At 50.1% G+C, this 20775-nt stretch carries 16 protein-coding genes; 15 read left to right on the plus strand and 1 reads right to left on the minus strand.

Annotated features, from left to right (window positions below):
- Positions 1-80: 80 nt before the first annotated feature.
- The 15 genes from AAC019_RS03665 (at position 81) to AAC019_RS03735 (ending at position 18897) form a co-directional block, all read left to right on the plus strand.
- Positions 81-692, plus strand: a complete 612-nt coding sequence (locus AAC019_RS03665; RefSeq protein ID WP_339897211.1) for an aminodeoxychorismate/anthranilate synthase component II — start codon at positions 81-83, stop codon at positions 690-692.
- Between the two features lie 13 nt (positions 693-705).
- A complete protein-coding gene (trpD, locus tag AAC019_RS03670; RefSeq protein ID WP_339897212.1) occupies positions 706-1737 on the plus strand; it encodes an anthranilate phosphoribosyltransferase in 1032 nt (343 codons plus the stop codon).
- A gap of 23 nt (positions 1738-1760) precedes the next feature.
- Positions 1761-2573: an indole-3-glycerol phosphate synthase TrpC gene (trpC, locus tag AAC019_RS03675; RefSeq protein WP_339897213.1), complete on the plus strand. Its 813-nt coding sequence runs from the start codon at positions 1761-1763 to the stop codon at positions 2571-2573.
- Between the two features lie 610 nt (positions 2574-3183).
- The gene (locus tag AAC019_RS03680) at positions 3184-4494 is read left to right on the plus strand and encodes a UDP-glucose/GDP-mannose dehydrogenase family protein (RefSeq protein WP_339897214.1); all 1311 of its coding nucleotides are present in this window, start codon (positions 3184-3186) and stop codon (positions 4492-4494) included.
- Between the two features lie 99 nt (positions 4495-4593).
- Positions 4594-6081, plus strand: coding sequence for a mannose-1-phosphate guanylyltransferase/mannose-6-phosphate isomerase (locus AAC019_RS03685; RefSeq protein WP_339897215.1), 1488 nt, complete (start codon positions 4594-4596; stop codon positions 6079-6081).
- A gap of 5 nt (positions 6082-6086) precedes the next feature.
- The gene (locus AAC019_RS03690) at positions 6087-7610 is read left to right on the plus strand and encodes a glycosyltransferase (RefSeq protein ID WP_339897325.1); all 1524 of its coding nucleotides are present in this window, start codon (positions 6087-6089) and stop codon (positions 7608-7610) included.
- Positions 7611-7620: 10 nt separating this feature from the next.
- Complete coding sequence (locus tag AAC019_RS03695) at positions 7621-8775, plus strand: PilZ domain-containing protein (RefSeq protein ID WP_339897216.1); 1155 nt, start codon at positions 7621-7623, stop codon at positions 8773-8775.
- 19 nt (positions 8776-8794) lie between these two features.
- Complete coding sequence (locus tag AAC019_RS03700; RefSeq protein ID WP_339897217.1) at positions 8795-10129, plus strand: hypothetical protein; 1335 nt, start codon at positions 8795-8797, stop codon at positions 10127-10129.
- Positions 10126-11487 carry an alginate export family protein gene (locus AAC019_RS03705; protein WP_339897218.1) on the plus strand — a complete coding sequence of 454 codons (1362 nt, stop codon included), beginning with the start codon at positions 10126-10128 and terminating at the stop codon, positions 11485-11487. The genes AAC019_RS03700 and AAC019_RS03705 overlap by 4 nt, the downstream gene beginning before the upstream one ends.
- 17 nt (positions 11488-11504) lie before the next feature.
- On the plus strand, positions 11505-12926 hold the full coding sequence (locus AAC019_RS03710; protein ID WP_339897219.1) for an MBOAT family O-acyltransferase: 1422 nt from the start codon (positions 11505-11507) through the stop codon (positions 12924-12926).
- Between the two features lie 20 nt (positions 12927-12946).
- The gene (locus AAC019_RS03715) at positions 12947-14047 is read left to right on the plus strand and encodes a hypothetical protein (protein WP_339897220.1); all 1101 of its coding nucleotides are present in this window, start codon (positions 12947-12949) and stop codon (positions 14045-14047) included.
- A 62-nt stretch (positions 14048-14109) separates the two neighbouring features.
- A complete protein-coding gene (locus AAC019_RS03720) occupies positions 14110-14766 on the plus strand; it encodes an alginate O-acetyltransferase AlgF (RefSeq protein WP_339897221.1) in 657 nt (218 codons plus the stop codon).
- A 26-nt stretch (positions 14767-14792) separates the two neighbouring features.
- Entirely contained in the window at positions 14793-16205 is a 1413-nt protein-coding gene (locus AAC019_RS03725) for an alginate biosynthesis protein AlgX (RefSeq protein WP_339897222.1), read from the plus strand.
- A 14-nt stretch (positions 16206-16219) separates the two neighbouring features.
- A complete protein-coding gene (locus tag AAC019_RS03730; RefSeq protein WP_339897223.1) occupies positions 16220-17344 on the plus strand; it encodes an alginate lyase family protein in 1125 nt (374 codons plus the stop codon).
- 254 nt (positions 17345-17598) lie between these two features.
- The gene (locus AAC019_RS03735) at positions 17599-18897 is read left to right on the plus strand and encodes a right-handed parallel beta-helix repeat-containing protein (RefSeq protein WP_339897224.1); all 1299 of its coding nucleotides are present in this window, start codon (positions 17599-17601) and stop codon (positions 18895-18897) included.
- Positions 18898-18969: 72 nt separating this feature from the next.
- Here the strand turns inward: AAC019_RS03735 and AAC019_RS03740 are convergent, their stop codons facing one another.
- Positions 18970-20595, minus strand: coding sequence for a methyl-accepting chemotaxis protein (locus AAC019_RS03740; protein ID WP_339897225.1), 1626 nt, complete (start codon positions 20593-20595; stop codon positions 18970-18972).
- Positions 20596-20775 lie beyond the last annotated feature (180 nt).

Consider the following 20775-nt stretch of genomic DNA (forward strand, 5'->3'; position numbering starts at 1 on the left):
CGAGCCTATTGATATTCTCAGGCCATCAGCCTAGCATTCAGCGCACTTTTAGAGTTATTTGCCGGCGGTATAACTGCGTTATGTTGTTGATGATCGATAATTACGACTCATTTACCTACAACCTTGTGCATTATTTTGAGGATCTAGGCTGTGATGTGCAGGTGGTGCGCAATGACGCGATTTCGCTGGCCGAGATAGAAGCCCTGATGCCTTCGCATATTGTTATATCGCCGGGGCCGGGCCGCCCGGAGGAAGCCGGCATCTCTATGTCCGTTATCGCGGCGTTTTCTGGTAAAATCCCGATTCTTGGTGTGTGTTTGGGGCATCAATGCATCGCCCGTACGCTGGGTGCACGTGTGTTACACGCCGAGCGTGTTATGCACGGTAAAACCGCCATGGTGGCTCATGCCGGAGCGGGAGTGTTTGCGAGTCTGGCCAATCCCCTGGAGGTAACCCGCTACCACTCGTTGGTGGTAGACCCACAAGATCTGCCCGCCGAGCTGCAAGTGACCGCCTGGACGGAGGGCACCGATGCACCCGATAAAACCCTCGAAATTATGGGGTTGCAAGACCGCAGTGGTACTTTGCAAGGGGTGCAGTTTCATCCCGAGTCGGTAAAGACTCAGCAGGGACACCAGTTGCTGCAGGCGTTTATTAACAGCTCGATCAAGACGGGCGCTGCGCATCAATAATGAGGAGATACAAGTGAATATTAAAACCGCGTTGGCGCGAGTGGTGGATCAAATTGATCTGAACACCGATGAGATGATCGTCGTTATGCGCGAGGTGATGACGGGGGCGGCGACCGACGCTCAAATAGGTGCGTTGCTGCTTGGCTTGCGGATGAAGGGTGAAACCATCGATGAAATTACCGGCGCCGCGTCGGTGATGCGCGAGTTGGCATCGGGCGTTGAGATTGACGCCGAGTATTTGGTGGATACCTGTGGTACCGGTGGTGACGGCGCGAATCTGTTTAACGTTTCGACGGCCAGTGCTTTTGTGGTAGCTGCGGCCGGTGGGCAGGTGGCCAAACACGGCAATCGTTCTGTTTCCAGCTCCACGGGCAGTGCCGATGTGCTTGAGGCGGCAGGTATTAACCTGAACATAACCCCCGAGCAGGTCGCGTTGTGTGTGACTGAGCTGGGGGTGGGCTTTATGTTTGCCCCGGCGCATCACAGCGCCATGAAACACGCCATTGGCCCGCGTAAAGAGCTGGGCCTGAGAACCATCTTTAACATGCTCGGGCCCATGACCAACCCCGCCGGGGTGAAGCGTCAGGTGATTGGGGTTTTTAGTGATAAGCTGTGCCGCCCCATGGCCGAGGTGTTGCAGCGCCTGGGTAGCGAGCACGTTATGGTGGTACACGCCGCTGACGGCTTGGATGAGATTAGCCTGGCTCGCGAAACCCATGTGGCCGAGCTAAAAGATGGCGCTATTACCGAGTACCGCATTAAGCCGGAAGATTTTGGTATTGCGAGCCAAAGCTTGATTGGCCTAACCGTTGACGATGCGGCCCAATCATTGGCGCTGATTAAAGCGGCGCTTGGCAATGAACACAGCGAGCTTGCCCATAAAGCATCCGATATTATTGCCTTAAACGCCGGTGCGGCTATTTATGTGAGCGGTATTGCCGACACCTTAAAAGAAGGTGTGGCGCGCGCGCAAGACGCACTGGGCTCAGGCCTTGCGGGCGAGAAAGTGCGTGAATTGGCGGCCTTTACCGAGTGCTTTAAGTAAGAGAAACGACAGGAATTTTGGCGATGAGTGATACGCCCACCGTATTAAAAAAGATTATCTCCCGCAAGTGGGAGGAGATTGCCGAGCGCAAGGCACAGGTAAGCGTTGCGCAGCTTGAGCAGCAAGCACAACAGGCCGAATCCCCCCGGGGGTTTGTTCAGGCGCTCGAGCGTAAAGTCGCCGCGGGCGAGTCTGGCGTGATTGCCGAAATTAAAAAAGCCTCACCCAGTAAAGGGGTGATTCGCGAACATTTTGTGCCCGCTGAATTGGCGCGTAGCTATGAGCAAGGCGGCGCGGCCTGCTTGTCGGTGTTGACCGACGTGGATTTTTTTCAGGGCTGTGATGAGTATTTGCGTCAGGCCCGCGCGGCGGTATCGCTGCCGGTGATTCGCAAAGACTTTATCGTCGATGAGTATCAGGTACTCGAGGCGCGTGCCATGGGTGCCGATTGCGTGCTGTTAATTGTCTCCGCACTGAGTTTTGATCGGTTACAGCAGCTAAACGAGTTTGCTTTAGGGCTTGGTTTAGATGTTTTGGTTGAGGTGCACGACGCGGCCGAGCTGGAGCAGGCCATGGCGCTGCCCAATCGCTTGATTGGTATTAATAACCGTAATTTGCATACATTTGACGTAAGTTTGCAGACAACGTACGAGCTTTTGTCGCGTATCAGTGATGACCGTTTGGTGGTGACCGAAAGCGGTATTTTGGCACCTGCCGATGTTGCTGCGATGCGTAAGCGTAACGTCAATGCATTTTTGGTGGGTGAAGCTTTTATGCGGCAACCAGACCCAGGTGCGGCGCTCGCTGAATTCTTTGCCCCAGTCGAGGCAGGCTAGCACCAGCCAATTCCCCCCCCCCTCTTGTATTTTTTTACTAAGCTGCCAGCGCTCCGCTGGCGGTTCTCGTATGTATGTCTTATTGCCTCGATTGCAGAAAATGAGTGACGCCGCATCCAAGCTTTTAACGTTGTAGTGCTTCGCGCACATGTACAGTGATGTTTTTTTGACAGGTTATTGTTTGTTGCAATGATCTTAGAGGCTGGCAAATTCGGGCCTTATGTCGCCAAAATCTTCTTGTTTTGTTTCGTTATTCCATAAAAGTATAATTATTTGTTTATCTATACATAAATTATTGTAATAATGACGTAATAATGACGCTTTAAGTTAAATCCAAGGTGTTAAGTGCGACACTGACAAAAAAATGTTGATGTTGTGCGGATTATGTGCAAAATTAGGATGGAATAGTCTGGAAAAGACTATCACCCTCCCAATAATTTCTACATTTGCAGCTCCTACAGTGCTGTGACGGATAAGGCTCCTTTGGGCTGATGACGTTGCTCGCTCTGCTGTGGCTCCACTGGATTGTTTAAATCGCCCGGTAAACGGGGGAGGCGAGGATTGCCTGCTGATTCGCGCTGTACCGCTATACGCAACGAAAGGACATGTTATGAAAATCAGTATTTTGGGTTTGGGCTATGTTGGGGCAGTTTGCGCGGCGTGTTTGTCAAAGCGCGGTCACCAAGTCGTCGGTGGTGACGTGTCACAGCTGAAGGTTGATTTAATTAACCGTGGTAAGTCTCCTATTGTCGAGCCGGGGCTGGATGAGCTTATTGCTGAGGGTGTCGCGAGAGGCCTTATCAGTGCAACCACCGACACCGAGATGGCAGTTCAATCTACGGATCTGACCATGATTTGTGTGGGTACTCCGAGCAAAAGAAACGGTGACCTGGACCTCACCTACGTACAAGCGGTATGTCGCGATGTAGGCGAGGCGATTAAAGGTAAAACGACTCGCCATACCGTTGTTGTGCGCAGTACCGTACTGCCGGGCACCCTAACCACGGTGGTTATTCCGGCGCTGGAAGAAGCCTCTGGCCTAAAAGCAGGTAAAGACTTTGGCGTTGCAATGAACCCGGAGTTTTTACGTGAATCCACCGCCATTGCTGATTATGACCACCCTCCTATGACCGTAATTGGTGAGCTGGACGAAGCGTCTGGTGATCCGCTGGCGGAAATCTACGCTGAGCTAAGCGCCCCCATTATTCGTAAACCTATCGCTGTTGCTGAGATGATCAAGTACACCTGTAACGTCTGGCACGCTACCAAAGTGGCCTTTGCTAACGAGATTGGAAACATCTCGAAAGCCGTTGGTATCGATGGCCGTGAGGTGATGGACGTCATTTGCCAGGACACGACTCTGAATATCTCGCGCTATTACATGCGCCCGGGTTTTGCGTTTGGTGGCTCGTGTCTGCCTAAGGATGTTCGCGCACTGAATTATCGTGCTCGTCAGTTGGACTTAGATCAGCCTTTGTTGAGCTCCCTCATGAGCAGTAATGCTCAACAGATTCACTATGCCTACGAGCGCATCGCCGGATACGGTAAACGCAAAATTTCTATCCTGGGCCTCAGCTTCAAATCTGGTACCGATGATTTGCGCGAGAGCCCACTGGTAGAGCTTGCCGAGCGACTTATTGGTAAGGGCTACGAGCTTAAAATTTTTGATGAAAACGTAAAGTACGCAAGTATTCATGGCTCAAACCGTGAGTATATCGAGGCGCGTATTCCACACTTATCGTCTCTGTTAGAAGACTGCCGCGACAGTGTAATTGCGCACGGTGACGTCGTCATCCTGGGTAACGGCGAGCCAAGTTTTAGCGATTTGATTGACAATCCTGTAGCGGGCAAGCAGGTGTTTGACCTGGTGGGCTTTATGAAGCACGGCACGCGTGAGTCACAAGAGGGCGTTTGCTGGTAGCTCACGGCGTTACGTAAGTGGTGCGCACGGGCGGGTTAGTAGTGCGCAAAACAGTGGATGAAATTGCGACAGATGTCGTGAATCAGTAGGAGTTTAAGGATGATCCCCGTAATTATCTCTGGTGGCAGCGGCCAGCGTTTGTGGCCATTATCTCGCGAAGGGTTTCCCAAGCAATTTCATCGCTTGGCGTCTGAAAATTCGATGTTTCAAGATACCTTACTGCGCCTTAGTGCAGAGCAGTACAGTCGGCCGATTGTTGTCTGCAATGAAAGTCATCGTTTTATTATTCGCGAGCAACTTGCCGGTATGGCCATGGCGGCCGACGCTATTTTGCTTGAACCTTGTGCCCGCAACACTGCACCGGCGATTACCTTGGCGGCTATGCAGGTGATTGCGCGCGGCCGTGATGACGTAATGCTTGTCTCCCCAGCAGACCACTTGGTGCGTGATCGTGATGCGTTTGATCGCACTATTGCGGTTGCTAAAACACAGGCAGAGCAAGGGAATATTGTTTTACTGGGGGTGGAGCCTACTCACCCCGAAACAGGTTTTGGTTATATTCAGGCTGAACGCGGAGATCGAGCGCTGCAGTCGCCTGCCGCCTACTCGGTTAAATCCTTTAAAGAAAAGCCCGATGCTGAAACCGCCGAGCGTTGGCTGGCTTCGGGTGAATACCTGTGGAATGCCGGTGTGTTTGTGTTTCGCGCAAGTGTTTATCTTGAACAGATTCGTCATTTTGTACCCGAGGTGTATGAGGCTTGTGCAAAATCGCTCGAAAACGCCGAGTACGATTTTGAATTTGTCCGCATAGCGCCAGAAAGTTTTATTAAGTCACCATCCATATCGATCGATCACGCGGTTATGGAAAAAACCCGCTTGGCTAAGGTTGTGACGCTTGCCAGCGACTGGAATGACATAGGCTCTTGGTCCGCGCTGTGGGAGGCTGGTGAGCAGGATAGTAACTGCAATGTTGTCAGTGGCGATGCAGTTTTGCATAACACCAAAAACAGCCTCGTTTATAGTCACTCTCGATTGGTGGCCACGGTTGGCTTAGAAGACTTAATCGTCGTTGACACTCTCGATGCGGTCTTGGTTATGAAACGAGATCAGGCGCAAGACGTTAAAAAAATCGTCACTCAGTTAAAGCAACAGTTGCGTCCAGAAACACTCAACCACCGGGAGGTGTTTCGTCCGTGGGGGAGTTTTGATTCGATCGACTCAGGTGAGCGTTATCAGGTTAAAAATGTGGTGGTTAAACCGGGTGAGAAGATATCCAGGCAGCGGCACAACCACAGAGCGGAGCATTGGGTGGTCGTGTCAGGCACCGCCGAGGTTACTTGTAATGATAGGGTCTTCGTGCTTACTGAAAACGAATCAACCTATATCCCGATCGGTGCTGTCCACCAACTGGCCAACCCTGGCTTGATTCCTTTGGTAGTCATTGAGATTCGTTCGGGTAGTTATTTGGGTGACGATGATATCCACCGTCTTGAGGAAGCCGTCTTTGATATAGCGGTAGGTGTTGAGCAGGAGCGCCGTCAGGTAAGACGGATGGTTGCAGATAAAGCAGATCGGGTTGCCTCGTGAGTGACATGATTCGCGAATATCAGCATAAAAACCCAATAACTGCTTCTGAGTTTATGGGTTGGATGTTGCTGCTTGGTGCTATTGCCCTGGTAAGCAGCACCGTTGACCCTAAGTACATTGACCCTCATCACAAGCAGTTTATCTTTCTGTTAGGGGTAATTGGCGTGTGGCGTTACAGCAACGCTTTGATGCACTTTGGCCGGGGAATGTACTTTTTGTACTGGCGGTTTCCTCGCATGCGTGCGGCGGCCGATAAAACCGCAGAATCCTCCTTGCCCAGTGAGCTGTTTATGGTTGTTACCAGCTTTCGTATTCCGACGCATACGACCTACCAAGTGTACCGTTCAGTGTTTCAAGAGGCGGAGCGGGTTGGTGTTCCGGTTACGATAATTGTATCAATCGTCGAAAAGTCAGATGAGACTTTTATTAAAAAAATTCTTCGCCGGGAAACGCGTAATCCCGAGCGAGTAAAGCTGATTATTGTTCGTGCCCGAGGTACGGGTAAACGAGATGGTTTGGCTCACGCGTTTCGCGCATTGTCGCGGCAGATGCCAAATGACGATGCTGTGGTTGGCGTTGTAGATGGCGATACACAGTTATTGCCTGGCTGCGTCGCCAATGCTATTAAGTTCTTCCCGTACCTTCCTTCGGTCGGTGGTATCACAACCAACGAGTACTGCGTCGTTGAAGGTAGTGAGACCATGCGTCAGTGGCACGCGCTGAGATTCGCCCAGCGCCATGTCAATATGTGCTCAATGGCGCTGTCAAAGCGCGTGCTTACTATGACCGGTCGGTTATCGTTTTTTCGCTGTAAGGTATTGATTGATCCTGAGTTTATTCGGGACGTTGAGTCCGATTACCTTGATCACTGGCGTTTGGGACGGTTTCAGTTTTTGACCGGGGATGATAAGTCCTCCTGGTTTAGCCTTATGCGCTCGGGTTGGGATACTTTTTATGTTCCCGACAGTAATACGTTGACAGTAGAGCACCCTCCTGAAAAGAACTTTTTTAAGGCGACCCGTCAGCTAATGTTCCGCTGGTACGGAAATTCACTGCGGCAAAACCTACGCACTACTAAGTTATTAGGGGTTCGTCGACTTGGGTTATTTACCTCCTACGTGCTATACGATCAACGCGTCTCGATGTGGACATGCCTTCTTGGCTTGGTTGCATCAGTGGTCGCGTCGATTTTGTTTGGTGTGCAATATCTGTTGTTGTATGTTTTATGGGTTCTTATTTCTCGTACGATCGCAACGTTAGCGTATGGCTTCTCGGGCCACGCGATTAACCCTATGTACCCCATGGTCTTGTATTACAACCAAGTGGCTGGTTCAGTCATGAAGACATATGCTCTGTTTCATATGAATCAACAGAGCTGGACACGTCAAAAAACGACATTAGAAAAGTCGGGCAGTAACATCGATGCGAAGATCAACATGATTTCATCCAAAATCATGCTCTTCTCTTCGGCATCCATATTCTTCGGCGCCGTATCGGTGTTGTTATATCTTTCACAGGGAGCGTATTGAGGAAACCCTTATGAACACCATAGCTCATCCAAGTCAGAAGCCTCAGGTCTCGCCTAAAATCGTTCATGAGGCAATTGATGAACGTCAGAACGTACGTGCACGTTTTCCGGCGAAGGTCATTCTGATCGGTAGTGGAAGCGTTATCGAGTGCCAGGTACATGACCTATCCCTTGGTGGAATAGGTGTTCTCAGTGATGAGCCGGTATTTGAGGGGCAGCTGTTTAAGGCGCAGCTAATTATTGGTATGGCAAACGCCACGCTCAACCTGGACGCTGACATAAAGGTTGTGAAAAAGCGTGGAGAAATCATCGGTTTGTCTTTTCTCGATTTGTCGCCGACCAAGCGCGACATTATCCGTCACGTGATGGTGTCATATTTGGCGGGTGATATCGTCGAAGTAGACGGTCTTCTGACGGTAATGCAGCGTGAAAACTATATTAAAAAGCGTAAAGCTAAAGTGGATAACACTCGAAATTGGAAAGCGCGTACGAAAGCCATCATAGGAACCTCTGTCTATTTTTTGGTTGGCTTAGCGATTATGGCGTTTTTAGTATACAAGTTATATTTGTACTTCTTTCAGGTTCAGACCTCGCAGGCGTTTGTTGACTCAAATTCCTATCGCATCAGTATGCCCGAAAATGGTTATGTGACTTACATGTTGCCAGCGGGAACGACGAGCGTTGCCAAGGGTGATCCAATCGCGACGGTTTCATCTCAGTTAGCGGCGAGCTTTACAACTCCGGCCGATATTCAGGCTCTTTCTAACCTGAGCGAAGCAGAGGTCTCTACCTTGCTGGGGCGCAGTTTAATCGAAACCGTGGTTAGCAGCCCTTGCGATTGCGATGTTGTCTATCAAGGTGGTGTAGATGACCGCTATGCCTATGAGGGGGAGGAGCTGGTACACCTAATTCCACGTTCAGAACCCCTCTTTGTTCGCGCTAGCGTTCCGTACCAGTCCGCACAAAGTGTTGAGAAGTCATCGCATGTTTCGATTCGCGTATACGGTGAGCCTGACCCTTATCAGGGTGAGATTGTCTCTACTCGCTACAATACGGAAGATAAGTCACTTGATTTGGTTTTAAAAACTGAGCGCGCTATAGCCATGACGGATTACATGAAGCCGGCTACTGTAGATATCTATCGCGACTTGCCTTTTAGGCGGTAATTGCTTGGGGACAATAGGGATGTACAAAGGGATTAGCTGGGCAATATTGTTGTTGCTATCCATGAGCAGCATTGCGAACGTAGCCTATGAGCAGGGTGTGGAGAATGTGCTTTACCAGCTGTACCTCGATCCCGATGCCGAGGTGGATGACGAGCTACAGGTATTGGCGCAGGGCGGAAGTCGTTCGGCTGCTTTTTTGTTAGCGCAGCGCTGGTCACGGTCGTCAAATTTTTCTCAGGTGGCCGATTCGGTAGATTGGTATGTAAAGGCATTTGGCGCCGGAAGAGGTGATGTCGCGGCCTTGGCGGGGCTCGCTCAGGTGGGCAATCAGATCCCTTACTTTCGCGGTCGTGTGGCGAGCATCCTGCGTGATGCACAGACTCAATACGCTGTTGATCTATCACCGAAAACAGTTAGGGCGACGCTGGATGTATATTTAATGTATCCCGAACTTTTTTCACCTTCAGACGTTGATCGTTTGCTGTCGTTACACCGACGCGGTTGCCTCGAAAATTGCTTTTTTGAAACCTACAGGGCGCAGCAATTATTGGTCGCCGGAGAGCGCGACGATGCAATTTTATTGTTCGAAAGAGCGATGGAATCGGATCCTCGCGTCGTGGCTATACTTGCGTCGCTGTGGGGCGAATCCGGGCGTGATCAATTAGTAGAGCTAGCTGTCAAAAACGTAGAGCGAATTGACGATTACTCTGCGGATTCAGTGGAGGCGCTAGCACTCGAGATTAGCAGTTCCAGCACCGACCAGGATGTTGTTATTTTACGCTGGATTGATGCGGCAATTGACAAAGGCTCCTACTATAGCTTACTGGCAAAAGCTGAATACATGATGGACCGCCCGCAAGCGTATGATTATCAGCCCGCCCTTGCGATTATAGAGAAGATCCAGTTCGAGAATGAAAGCGATGCGCTCTACCTGGATTCCCAAGCCCGATTGATCTACCAATGGCGAATATTAAACCCGGCCCTTGCCGAGCAAAAGCTGGATTTTCTGGCCGCCACCAAACCTGTGCAAGCGCAGTTCGCTAAAGCTCAGCTTTATGCCATGGGGGGGTTAGATGAGCCAAACCCCGATCGTGCTATCGCGATCTACCAGCAGTTAATTACACAGCGAAATATTCAGGCATTTTACCGTCTTGCGACTTTATACAATGGCGCGCCTGCGGTTGTCCCCGATAAGGCTCACGCATTTGGTTACGCAAGTGTAGCCAGTGAGTTGGGCGATAAACAGGCGAGTTATATGGTGCAGCGTTTAGATCAAGAACTTACTGACAGCGAACGAGCAAAAGCGATGCAGTTGCGTAATAAACTGATGGCTGACATGGAGTTAACCCTATGATTTGTGGGCGTGTGCTAATGGCACTTACGTTGGTTACGCCTTTGTTCGCAAGCGCGCAAGAGGACGAACTTTGGCAAAGCGAGCAAGGTAGCGGCTTGGGGTTGCATCACAAGCTAACGGCGCAAGTGGGTTACGGCCCAGGCATTAACCCTATTGGTGGTGACGAGACTGATTTTAGTGTGTTGCGCTACGCGCCTGCAGTAAGTTGGTTTGGCTCTGATCAAACCTGGCCTGAATGGGAGATTTACACTCGTATCTGGCTTAGTTATAGCAGTAACGGTGCATCCAATCCGGTGTTTGAGGGAGAGCAGTCAACCCCTGAGGGTGAAAGTGCTGAGTGGCGCGATTTTTACGTACGCCGCAACCGTTTATTTGGTCAGCAAGGGCTCGCGCTAACGCTTGGTCGCCAGCGCTTCTCGAACGAGCTGGGACTTTGGTGGGACACCAGTATTGAGTCGATAAACCTGAGCTGGAAAGGCGAAAAGAACCAGGGGTTTGTCGCAATAGGCTCGCGGTTTGATACCTACAACACAGAACTAAAAGAGCTCGATCCTCGTGAGGAGTCGATAGTTTATCTACTTAGTGAGTACGCTTACGAGTTTGCGGCTTTGCAGAAGGTTGGCGTTAGATTTATGGTCGAAAATGACGAGTCAGATCCGTGGGAAGTGGAGGACCGTTTTGATATCGATGCCTACCGCGCAGGGCTTTTTCTGAGTGGGCGAGATTTGCTAAATAAAGTGATTAGCGACTATCACTTAGAGTTTGTTGGGCTTGCCGGCGATGTTAGTGAGCTGGGTCGTGACGGAAGCCAGGAAGGTTACGATATTGATGGCTGGGCATTCGCGGGGGAGGTAGGTAGAGATTTTCGCTCTGCCGCGTGGAGCCCCCGTATTGCTTTGCGTGTAGGTGTAACCGACAAGTCATCGGGCGAAGGTGATGGCTTCTACCTTAATCCTATTCAAACTGATCGTATTAATATTGAGGGAACCTACAGCTCCGCAATGACGGGCTCGTTTGTAGCGCTCACAATGAGTAATGCGCTTTTCTACGGTGTGCGTTTAGAGCTTGAGCCAGGTGTTAGGCAGCACTTAGACGTGATGGTTTCCGATGTATATTGTCACTCACGTGACGGCCAGTTGCCCATTACCCGCACAAGAGCGACAGATTCGTGCAGCGAGCGAAGCATCGGTCAGCTGATCGACCTAAATTATGTGTGGGATATGTACCCAACAGTGGTGGGTGCTCGGCGTCTAGATTGGCGCGTTATGTTTAATTTAGGATATTTCAATGCTGGTAGCGCCATCAAGCCCCGAGACTCGGAAGGCCAGGTTTTATTGAGTACTGAGATCAGCTTCTAGGCTGGAGGAACCACGCCGTGATTTTTACCTCGAATATATTTCTATTTTTATACTTGCCATTGTATTTGGCATGCTACTACTTAGCCAGGCCGCAATGGCGATCGGCCATTATTGTGGCGGGCAGCTATTTGTTTTACGCGTGGTGGCGCCCGGACTTTCTGTTTCTTTTTGTCGCTGTCACATATTGGAACTATTTCTTTGGCGATCTGATAAACAAGCACCGTGACAGCGATAAGAAAAAGGCTTTTCGGATTCTGTGTTTGGGTGTTGCGGGGAATCTGGCGGCGCTAGGTTACTTTAAATACGCCAACTTTGGGGCAGACGTATTAGGCGCAGCGTTTGAGAGCTTCGGTTTAAATACCTTTACTTTAGAGCACATCATTCTTCCTTTGGGTATTTCGTTCTACATCTTTCAGGCGATTAGTTACATTGTTGATATCTATCGAAAAGAAGCCGATAAGGCAAATAACTTTATAGATTTTGCGGCATTCGTCGCGTTGTTCCCGCAGCTTATCGCCGGTCCGATTCTGCATTATAGAGATGTTGATAAGCAGTTAAAGAAGCGCACCCACTCTTGGGATCTGTTCTCTCTAGGCGTTTGTCGGTTTATGCTGGGGTTCATTAAAAAAGTACTTATCGCCGATTCGCTCGCGCCTATAAGCGAGCAGTTTTTGAGCAACCCTGACGTGCAGATGGCTGATGCATGGTTTGGAGCAGCGGTCTCTTTGATACAGCTGTATTTTGACTTCTCTGGTTATAGCGATATGGCCATTGGTCTTGGCATGATGATGGGCTTTAAGTTTACCGAGAACTTTAATCAACCCTTTTTGGCAAAGAGCTTGTCCGAGTTTTGGCGCAGGTGGCATTTAACTCTGGCAAACTTCCTGATGCACTATGTGTATCGGCCTCTCGTCAGAACGGTCAAGTTGAGCCCCGACGCTGCTCTTTTTAGTACCATGATTCTGTCCGGTATATGGCATGGTGCCAGCGTTTCTTTTGTGTTTTTTGGTCTTTCATTTGCCATTCTCATGGTGTTAGAGCGACGGTTTAATCTTGTGACCTCACCGACTTCACCCTACAACGCTATTCGAAACATTATTACCGTCATCATTCTGTTAATGATTATGCCGTTCTTCACGACCGGTAATTTGCATCACTCACTAACGATTTACCGCGGAATGTTGGGCTTAGATGGCATCGGCTCGTTAAGCGCTTACGTTATTGGTACATCATCCATGGCTATGATGTTTGTCGTCTTCTCGATTATTTGGTTGGTGGTCGCTGGATGGATTAACGTTCGGTTTGCCCGTACAAAAGGTTCTTATGTTATGCAGAATGTAGCGGGCTGGCAGGCCGTCTTACTGTGGTTGGGTTTTGCACTGGCTGTATCTAAGTTGGCCGCCAACTCATTCTCTCCATTTTTGTACTTTCAGTTTTAGGGGTTGTTATGTATCCGGTAATGAAAAATGCCAGCCGTTGGAACGGGTACCTGTTTTGCGGTTTATTGGCCCTGATGATGATTTACTCGATTCCACAACTAGTAACGTTTGCCTCCAACGAGGAGGAAACGCTTAGTCTATATCTGGACGGTCAGTTGTCGCGAAAATTTGAACAGAAGTTTGACGGGGACTTACCTTTCAAGCGAAGCTCGATTAGTTTTTGGTCTGATATTCGTTACGTATTTTTTAATGAAGGGGAGAGTGGAGTAGTCGTTGGCCGCGACGATTGGCTTTATTCCAATGAGGAGCTTCTCATACCCAATAAGCTTGATGAGGTTCTGAGTGGTCATTTGAAAAAAATTAAAACGATTAACGATGATCTGAAAGCTGCAGGACGCGACTTAATTATTGTTCCAGTGCCACTTAAGGCTGCGATCTACCCAGAGCATCTGAAGAGGCCACTTGATATTCGGTTGGCGGGCTTATACCAGAAGTTTATGCGCGACCTAAAGAGCTCAAATATTAAAGTGGTACCGCTAGATTCGACGTTTAACGACTACAAAGCTTCACATAAATCAGGAGCGCCTCTTTATCTGTCTCGTGATACCCATTGGTCACCGGCGGGAGCAAGTCTGGCAGCGCAAACAATCGCCACAATGTACCCAGATTTAGTGGCGGGTAAAAGTTATCAATCAGCTACCCGAGAGATCACGAATTACCAGGGAGATCTGACTAACTTTGTTCAGGCTAGTAGCTGGCTGGCAGGAAGCATCCGTGCGCCTGAAGAGGTCCCGGTTTATGAGACTGTCCCCATTGTTGATACGACATCGCCTGACGCGTTGTTCGGTGACGTCGAGCAGTCTATCGATTTAGTGGGTACAAGTTACAGCGAGATCGACGCCTGGAACTTTCACGGGTTTTTACAGCAGTCGCTAGCACGGGATGTCACGTCTTTCTCCTTAAAAGAGAAAGGCCCTTTTGTCTCTATGAGTCAGTATATGGAATCCGACCTGGCGGAATCGGATAGCGCTTCGGTGATCTGGGAGTTTCCGGTACGGGTGTTGTTAATGCCAGATGACCGAATCGAGTCTTGGCAGCAAGCATTAAGAAATCAATTTTAGTACCAACGATAAGCCGAACCCGATGCAGTGATTTCACTGTTTGGTTTTATGAGGAAGATGTGATGAAAAAAATGATGAACAAGCTGTTCATAGTGTTGGTTTTCGGTGTGGTCGCCATCTCCGGGTTGCAAAGCCGTGCGATGGCTGACGAGAATGCGGCCTTGTATGATGATGCCATCCCGGAGGATGCTGCTTTCGTGCGGATTGCTAATGTTTCTGATCAGGCTGCGACCTTTATCGTAGACGGGAAAAAGCAGTCTGTTGGGAGCCGCCAAATGGGGGGGTACTTGATTTTAAAAGAAGGCGATTACCCCGCTGAAGTTAATGGCCTTAAAGAGTTTTTGCTGCTTAAGCCGAAATCTGGCCTAACGTTGCGCTATGACGGTAAATCGTTGGTAACTTTAGTGGATACGTTTCCAGAGGACACACGAAAATCGCAGGTAATGTTTTACAACTTTTCAGAGCAGACGCTTGCATTAAAAACCGGTGACGGTAAACACGTTATCATAGATTCGGTAGCCCCTGGTCAGTCGGGAGTGCGTGCCGTCAACGAGGTAAAAATGCCTTTTTCGGCTTACGCTGGCGATGAGCCGGTGGCGAGCTATGAGCCCCTGTTACTGCGTAAAGGACAAACGTACAGTTACGTGGTTATGCAGGGAGATGCGGGCGAGTTGATCGCTCAGGCAAAGGCCAACACCGTAGATGCTTCAGTTAATTAATCATGCTTAGTCTAAGGAGGCGGTACGTGCTGGCACCACAGCAAGCGGTTCTTAAGCGAACGGCGATACACTTGCGCCTAAAAGTCGTAGCCGCTCTGATATTGGCCGCGACGACATCGTCGGCTTGGTCGGAGTCTTTGTTATGCCCGGCGTTGCAACTGGATGAGACCTACGCTGAAGGCTCGATGAAGGCAATGAGTAAGGTGGTCGTTGGCGAAGGTAGCTGGCTGTTTCGTTCAGATTTTGATCTTGCTAATAATTTTGGTATGCCAGAGCCTTATCCAGCAGAGTTTAAGCGCCTCGTTGAGCGTTTAAATCAGAAAGGAATCGCACTGGTTATCGCTGTCCAGCCAACTCGTGGGCTCATGCATAAGGATAAAGTTCGCGTTGATGAGCCCTACGGTTTTGACCCGGCGCTCGCACGACAAAACATGCAAAATTATCTGATTCAGTTGAGTGACGCTGGCGCTGTAGTTCCCAATGTTATGACGCTAGTAGATGAACCGCCAGAAGAGGAGTACTTCTTTCGCCGAGATCATCACTGGACGCCTTCCGGCGCGCGTGAAACCGCAAAAATTGTCGCTGAACTGGTGCGTAAACAGCCATGGTACGAGGAGTTGCCACAGCGGGTCTATGTTACAGAGACTGGGTTTATATTGCCTAAGGATGGCACGATGAATACTGCCCTTAAATATGTGTGTGGCAATAATTTTGGTATTCAGTATGTGCAAGGGTATCAGACCGTACCTGCTGACCTTGATAGTGCCGATGCCCTTTTTGGCAATACCGAAGCGCCAGAGTTAGTTTTAGTCGGAACCAGTAATTCTGCAGTACGCGAAGATGAGTTAAAAAACTATAATTTTCAAGGATTCTTACAGGACTATATCGGGGCTGAAATATTAAATTATGCGCTGCAGGGGGCGGGTCAAGATGGATCGTTGATTCAATACCTGCAATCGCCTGATTACGACCCTGGTAACCCGCCTAGGGTCATTATTTGGGAGCTTCCAGTGAGTTATGCGCTGGACGACCCGCTAATGTATCGGCAATTAATTCCCGCTGTCGGTGGCGCTTGTGACAAAGCTGCGGCGATATTGCAGCAGCAGGGAAGTTTTTCCTCGATGGTACCGGAGCAGCGTTATGAAGTGCTGAGTAATACCGCAGACGCTTGGCACGACTTACGTGGGCAAGAAGGGTACCTGGATTTGCGGATTTCTGATGCATCTCTCAAGGAGTTTTACGTTATTACTTATTACGATAATGGCGATCGCGACAAAGTTTGGTTTCGGCGTCCCGCCATTGTGGATGGCGGGCAATATTACCTTGAGCTGACGCGCGATCCGGGTTTATCGAGTGCCAATATTCTCAGTGTCTTTATTGAGCCTACCCAGACGATTGCGACACCAGTCGATATCGAGGTCGCTCTATGCGCGGGGTGAGTTTAAAATCTTCCATGAATAACCTTGTTTTTATCACACTGCTCACTGGCGCTTTTATTGAACACTCGTGGGCAGTTGATAACGATAAGATCCCGCCGCAAAAAATGTACGATAACTGTCCCAAGCCGATTGTAGAGCCTTATGTCGGTCCCTTACAAATAGAAAGCAAGTACGTTCAGTCAGACGCAACCAAAGCCACGTTGAAAGAGTCGCTAAGCGATAACTCGAAGGTCGTTAAAGCGCAAATAGAACAGTTCGGTAAGCAGCTCGTTGTTTTCTCCGATTACTATGTGCGTGAATCTTCTGCTAAAGGAGTGGTGGCGCTAAGCTGTGTACATGCGGCGTTGGGCGCGTGGGCGGAAGCCGGTGCGCTCTTGACCAAAGATGTCAGTAAAACGGGGGTGGCGGTGCGCAAATGGACGCTGGCGTCAGTGTCTATGGTCGTCTATAAGCTTAACGCCTTGAGTGCCGGAGAGTTTCAGCTTACGCAGACAGAAAAAGATTGGCTAATCACGTTGGCTGATCGGGTGTTTGATGATTATAGGGCAAGGCTCGATCCTGGCTTCAAATACTTCAACAATCACGATTATTGGACTGCCTGGGCTCTGTTAAGCACCTCGATGGCGACAGAAAGTAATCGTCATGTCGATTATGCGTACGCAGTTTTAGCCCGTGCATTGGCGCAGGTTACGCTTTCGGATGACGGTAGGTACGGTTGGCTTCCGAACGAAATAGGACGCTCGCAACTCGCTTTAAATTACATGCATTACGCACTTAATCCATTGATTATGGTGGCGTATTACGCCGACAGAACAGGGTATACGTTAACCCAGAACGACGAGGCGACTCTTGCCGCTATGGTACGTTTTGTGAGCGCCGCAGAGTTGATGCCTGAAAAAGTCACCGATATTTTCACGACTAAGCAGGACCCGGTGCCCGCGTACAAGCTCGCATGGCTAATTCCGTATCTTCATCAGCGCCCGTCTGATGAGGCGGCAGGATCACTGTTTAAAGCGCGTGGAGGCCAGGTCGATGGCTACAGCCAGCTAGGTGGATTAATAGAACCCTTGTTCTCATTGTCTGGTAGTGCCGCAAGAGCGCCTGAAGGTAAGGCTGCCAAGCAGGGGTTAAATCAATGACAAACAATCTAATTAACCGCGGCCGTTGTGGGGCTTTTATGGCACATACGGTCAACATTATAGCTAGTCGGTGTTGTCTGTTGCTGTTGTTGGCTTGGCCTTTTGCGTCACTGGCCGCGCAAGGCGGGCAGGTAATCGATTCGCAAGCGCTTAGCCGTTCTGTACAGGCCTTAGTTGATAAACAACCTTGTTGCGTGTTCGACTTTGCATCAGTTATCGGTAACGCTCAGCGAGGGGACTTTTCGATAGATCCTATGTACGCGTCAGAGCGAGGTAGCTGGCCGTTTGAGCCGTTTGCCAATAATGGGTTGTTCTCTGTTATTGCCGGTTATCAACAACATCACCCCCGGGTTTTAAGCTTAAACGCAGGACACTACACTCTGAGTGAGCTGGCAAAGGCCGTCAATAACGAAAACATATTGCGCGTGCATAAAGATGGCTTTTTGCTTAGCTACCCGCTGCAAATATTACCTGGTGCGAGTTTGTCGGTAGAGAGCACGACCTTATATTTAGCCGCTTACAGTGGTGCTGCCTTAATTAATCGCGGAGATTTTCAACTCAACTCGGCAAGTTTGACGGTATGGCAGGGTGATCGCGCACCAAGCTCGGTGCCAAACTATCGGCCATTCTTTGTCGCGTGGGCCGGTAGCCGTACCTGGCTGTTGGATTCGCACCTCGACCGCTTGGGTTATAACGCTCATTTGAGTCGAGGCGTTACTTTGACAAGAAGCAAAGATCAGCCGGCAACCGACGCAATACCACAACTATTGGTCCGCAATAGCCGCTTCTCGGATATGACCACGGCGATTGACCTTAATAGTGCGGATGCATTGATCGAGCAGGCCGTGTTTGATGGCAGTCGGCATTATGGTGTCGATGCCGCCGATAGCCGTGTTTCCATCAGCGCCAGTCAGTTTAATGCTGCCAGTCTAAACAGTTTAATCCGTGTTACAGGTTCGAGCGATATGAGTGTGTCTGGCTGCCGCCTAGATCGTGCGGCAAAGCATGGTATCGAGTGGTTATCCACCACAGGGAGTTTAGTGATGCGCGATAGCGTTATTACTCGCGCGGGTGGGCACGCAATTACCGTAGCCGAGAGTGAGCATGGTAAATCGGGGCCGCTGGTTTTGCAGGGTAATGTTCTTGCGCGCAACGGTAAAAGTGGTCTTAATCTCGAAAACTTTACGTCGGCGGTATTACGGGATAATACCTTTAGTGCTAATGACGACTATGCGATTAGTTATCGCAATGAGCAAGATGACCCCGAAAGTGAGTTGCTGTTGCAGGGCAATCGTTTTATGCAGAGCGCCGAGCCTGCACTGCGGACACAGAATGTTTCTCGCCTGGCGTTGTTAGATAACCGCTTTTCTTTGGATTCTGTTAATCAAAAACTGGTGGCTGGGGATTTAGAGCCCTATCAGAGTAGTATTTCACAGGAGATCTTTAAGTACGGCTGTTATGTCGAAGTGGTTCGCCCCGTGAGCGGGCCAGGTTTAAAGGTCTTGAGTGATCGCACCGACGATAGTCAACGCTGTGTTCGCTCCGACAGTTAAAGGAAGTCTACTGCGTATAATGCTCGCTAACGGCGCCTTAATGGTAGGGCATTAAGGCGCCGAGAGGCCGACTCAACTTAGCGTAAATTGCTCTAATAGATGTGACAAATCATGGGAGGCTTCGCGAATTTTTTGCGATGTTTCAAGCGTGCCTTGCGCAGCGTTCTTCGTGCCTACCGATGAGCGTTCGACTTGGCTGACGTATTCTAAAATTAAGCCGCTGGCTTCCACGTGTTCGGCCATCGCCTGACGAATGTGCGAGACGATATCTTCCACCGAGCGGGTTTCTTCGCGAATTGACTGCACAATTTTACCGCCTTCGGCGGTTTGTGCGATCCCCTCCTTCAGCTCTTTTACCATTGTGTCCATATTGTTTTTACTTTGCTGCGAGCTGAGTTGCACAGCATTGATTGAGTCGCTGATTTCATTGGTGGCGGCGCTGGTGCGTGACGCTAGCTGGCGCACCTCGTCGGCAACCACCGCGAATCCACGCCCTTGATCGCCGGCGCGGGCGGCCTCGATGGCCGCGTTTAACGCCAGCAAGTTGGTTTGCTCGGCCACGGCGCTAATAACGGAAATAACCTTGGAGATATTGTCAATACGCTCGGCCAAGGTATCCATGCTTTGTTGTGTGGCGCTAATATCGTGGTCGATATCGGTAAAACGTTGTACCGCGGCTGAAATGAGCGAGCGCCCGCGCTCGGAAGTTTGTGAGGCGGCCTCGGTTTGCGCGCGGGCATCTTCTGCTTGCGCCATAGCGTGCCGGGTTTGTTGATTAAACTCCTCGGCGGAGGCGGCAATTTTGCTGGTGGTAGTGCTTTGCTCTTCGGCCATGGCGGTGCTGGTTTGCGCTTTTTGCACGATGTCGTCACTAATATGATCCAGGCTGCTAGAGGCGCTGGCCATTGCTTTCATCATCTCGCGCAGCGAATGACGCATTTTTAGCACAGAGCCATAGATACTGTCTTCGGGTGCCTGGTGAGTCTGATCGTTCTCTGTGAGATCGCCATTGGCGACTTTGCGTACCAGTGCGACAACCTCCCGTAGCTCGCCTCCCAGCCCACGCTGTAGGCTGTTTACCGCAAAATGCACCGGCACCACGATCACTAAAATCAATACCAGCCCAATCACCAGTTGCGTGGCGGCGCTGTCCCAAAAGCGTGCGTTGGCCTCATTAAAACCTATCCCGGTTCCTACCACCCAGCCCCAGCGTGGGCTCAACTTGGCGATCGAGAGTTTGTCTTCAACCGAGCCGTCGGCCTGGCGTTGAGTCCAGTTATAGCGCGCTAACTGGCCGTTTGCCGCCTGGACGGCGCGCTGCAAAATATCGCCCACACTTTTATTGTCGGCGTCTTTGAATTCGTGAAAACTGGTGCCGTGCAGCTGGGGGTCCAGCGGGGCCGCGACAAAGTCGAGGTTTTCGTCGGCAACATAAACATACTCCGACTCGTGATAAATGTTAGTGCGCAGCAGTTGCGTGGCAATGGCTTTGGCCTGCGACTCGGGCAGCGTGCCATCGGCCGCTAGTGCCTCCATTTGAGTCACCGTGGCGTAGGTGCTGTTTAGCAGCTGCTCAACCCGTGCCTGGTTATCTTGGCTGGTGGCGTGGCGAAGGGTAAACAGCCCGACGGTGACGATCACCACGAGCCCGGCAAATATCAGAGTGCTAAGCACCCACATTTTTAAACGCAGAGTCATAAGCTTGCTCACTTTTAGGTGCAATAGTGGTTGAATTTAATGCCAAATTAACAACGTTGTCACGTGTGAATTGGCGCGTTATTCCCTATTTGTCCGAGGCTCGCAAATGTTCTCTTTTTTAGTTATGAGGATGAGTCTTGTAACCAGAGTCCGTTTGTTTTTAGCTCAAATACTGGTAGA

The sequence above is a fragment of the uncultured Gilvimarinus sp. genome, from assembly GCF_963975215.1.
GTDB lineage: Bacteria > Pseudomonadota > Gammaproteobacteria > Pseudomonadales > Cellvibrionaceae > Gilvimarinus.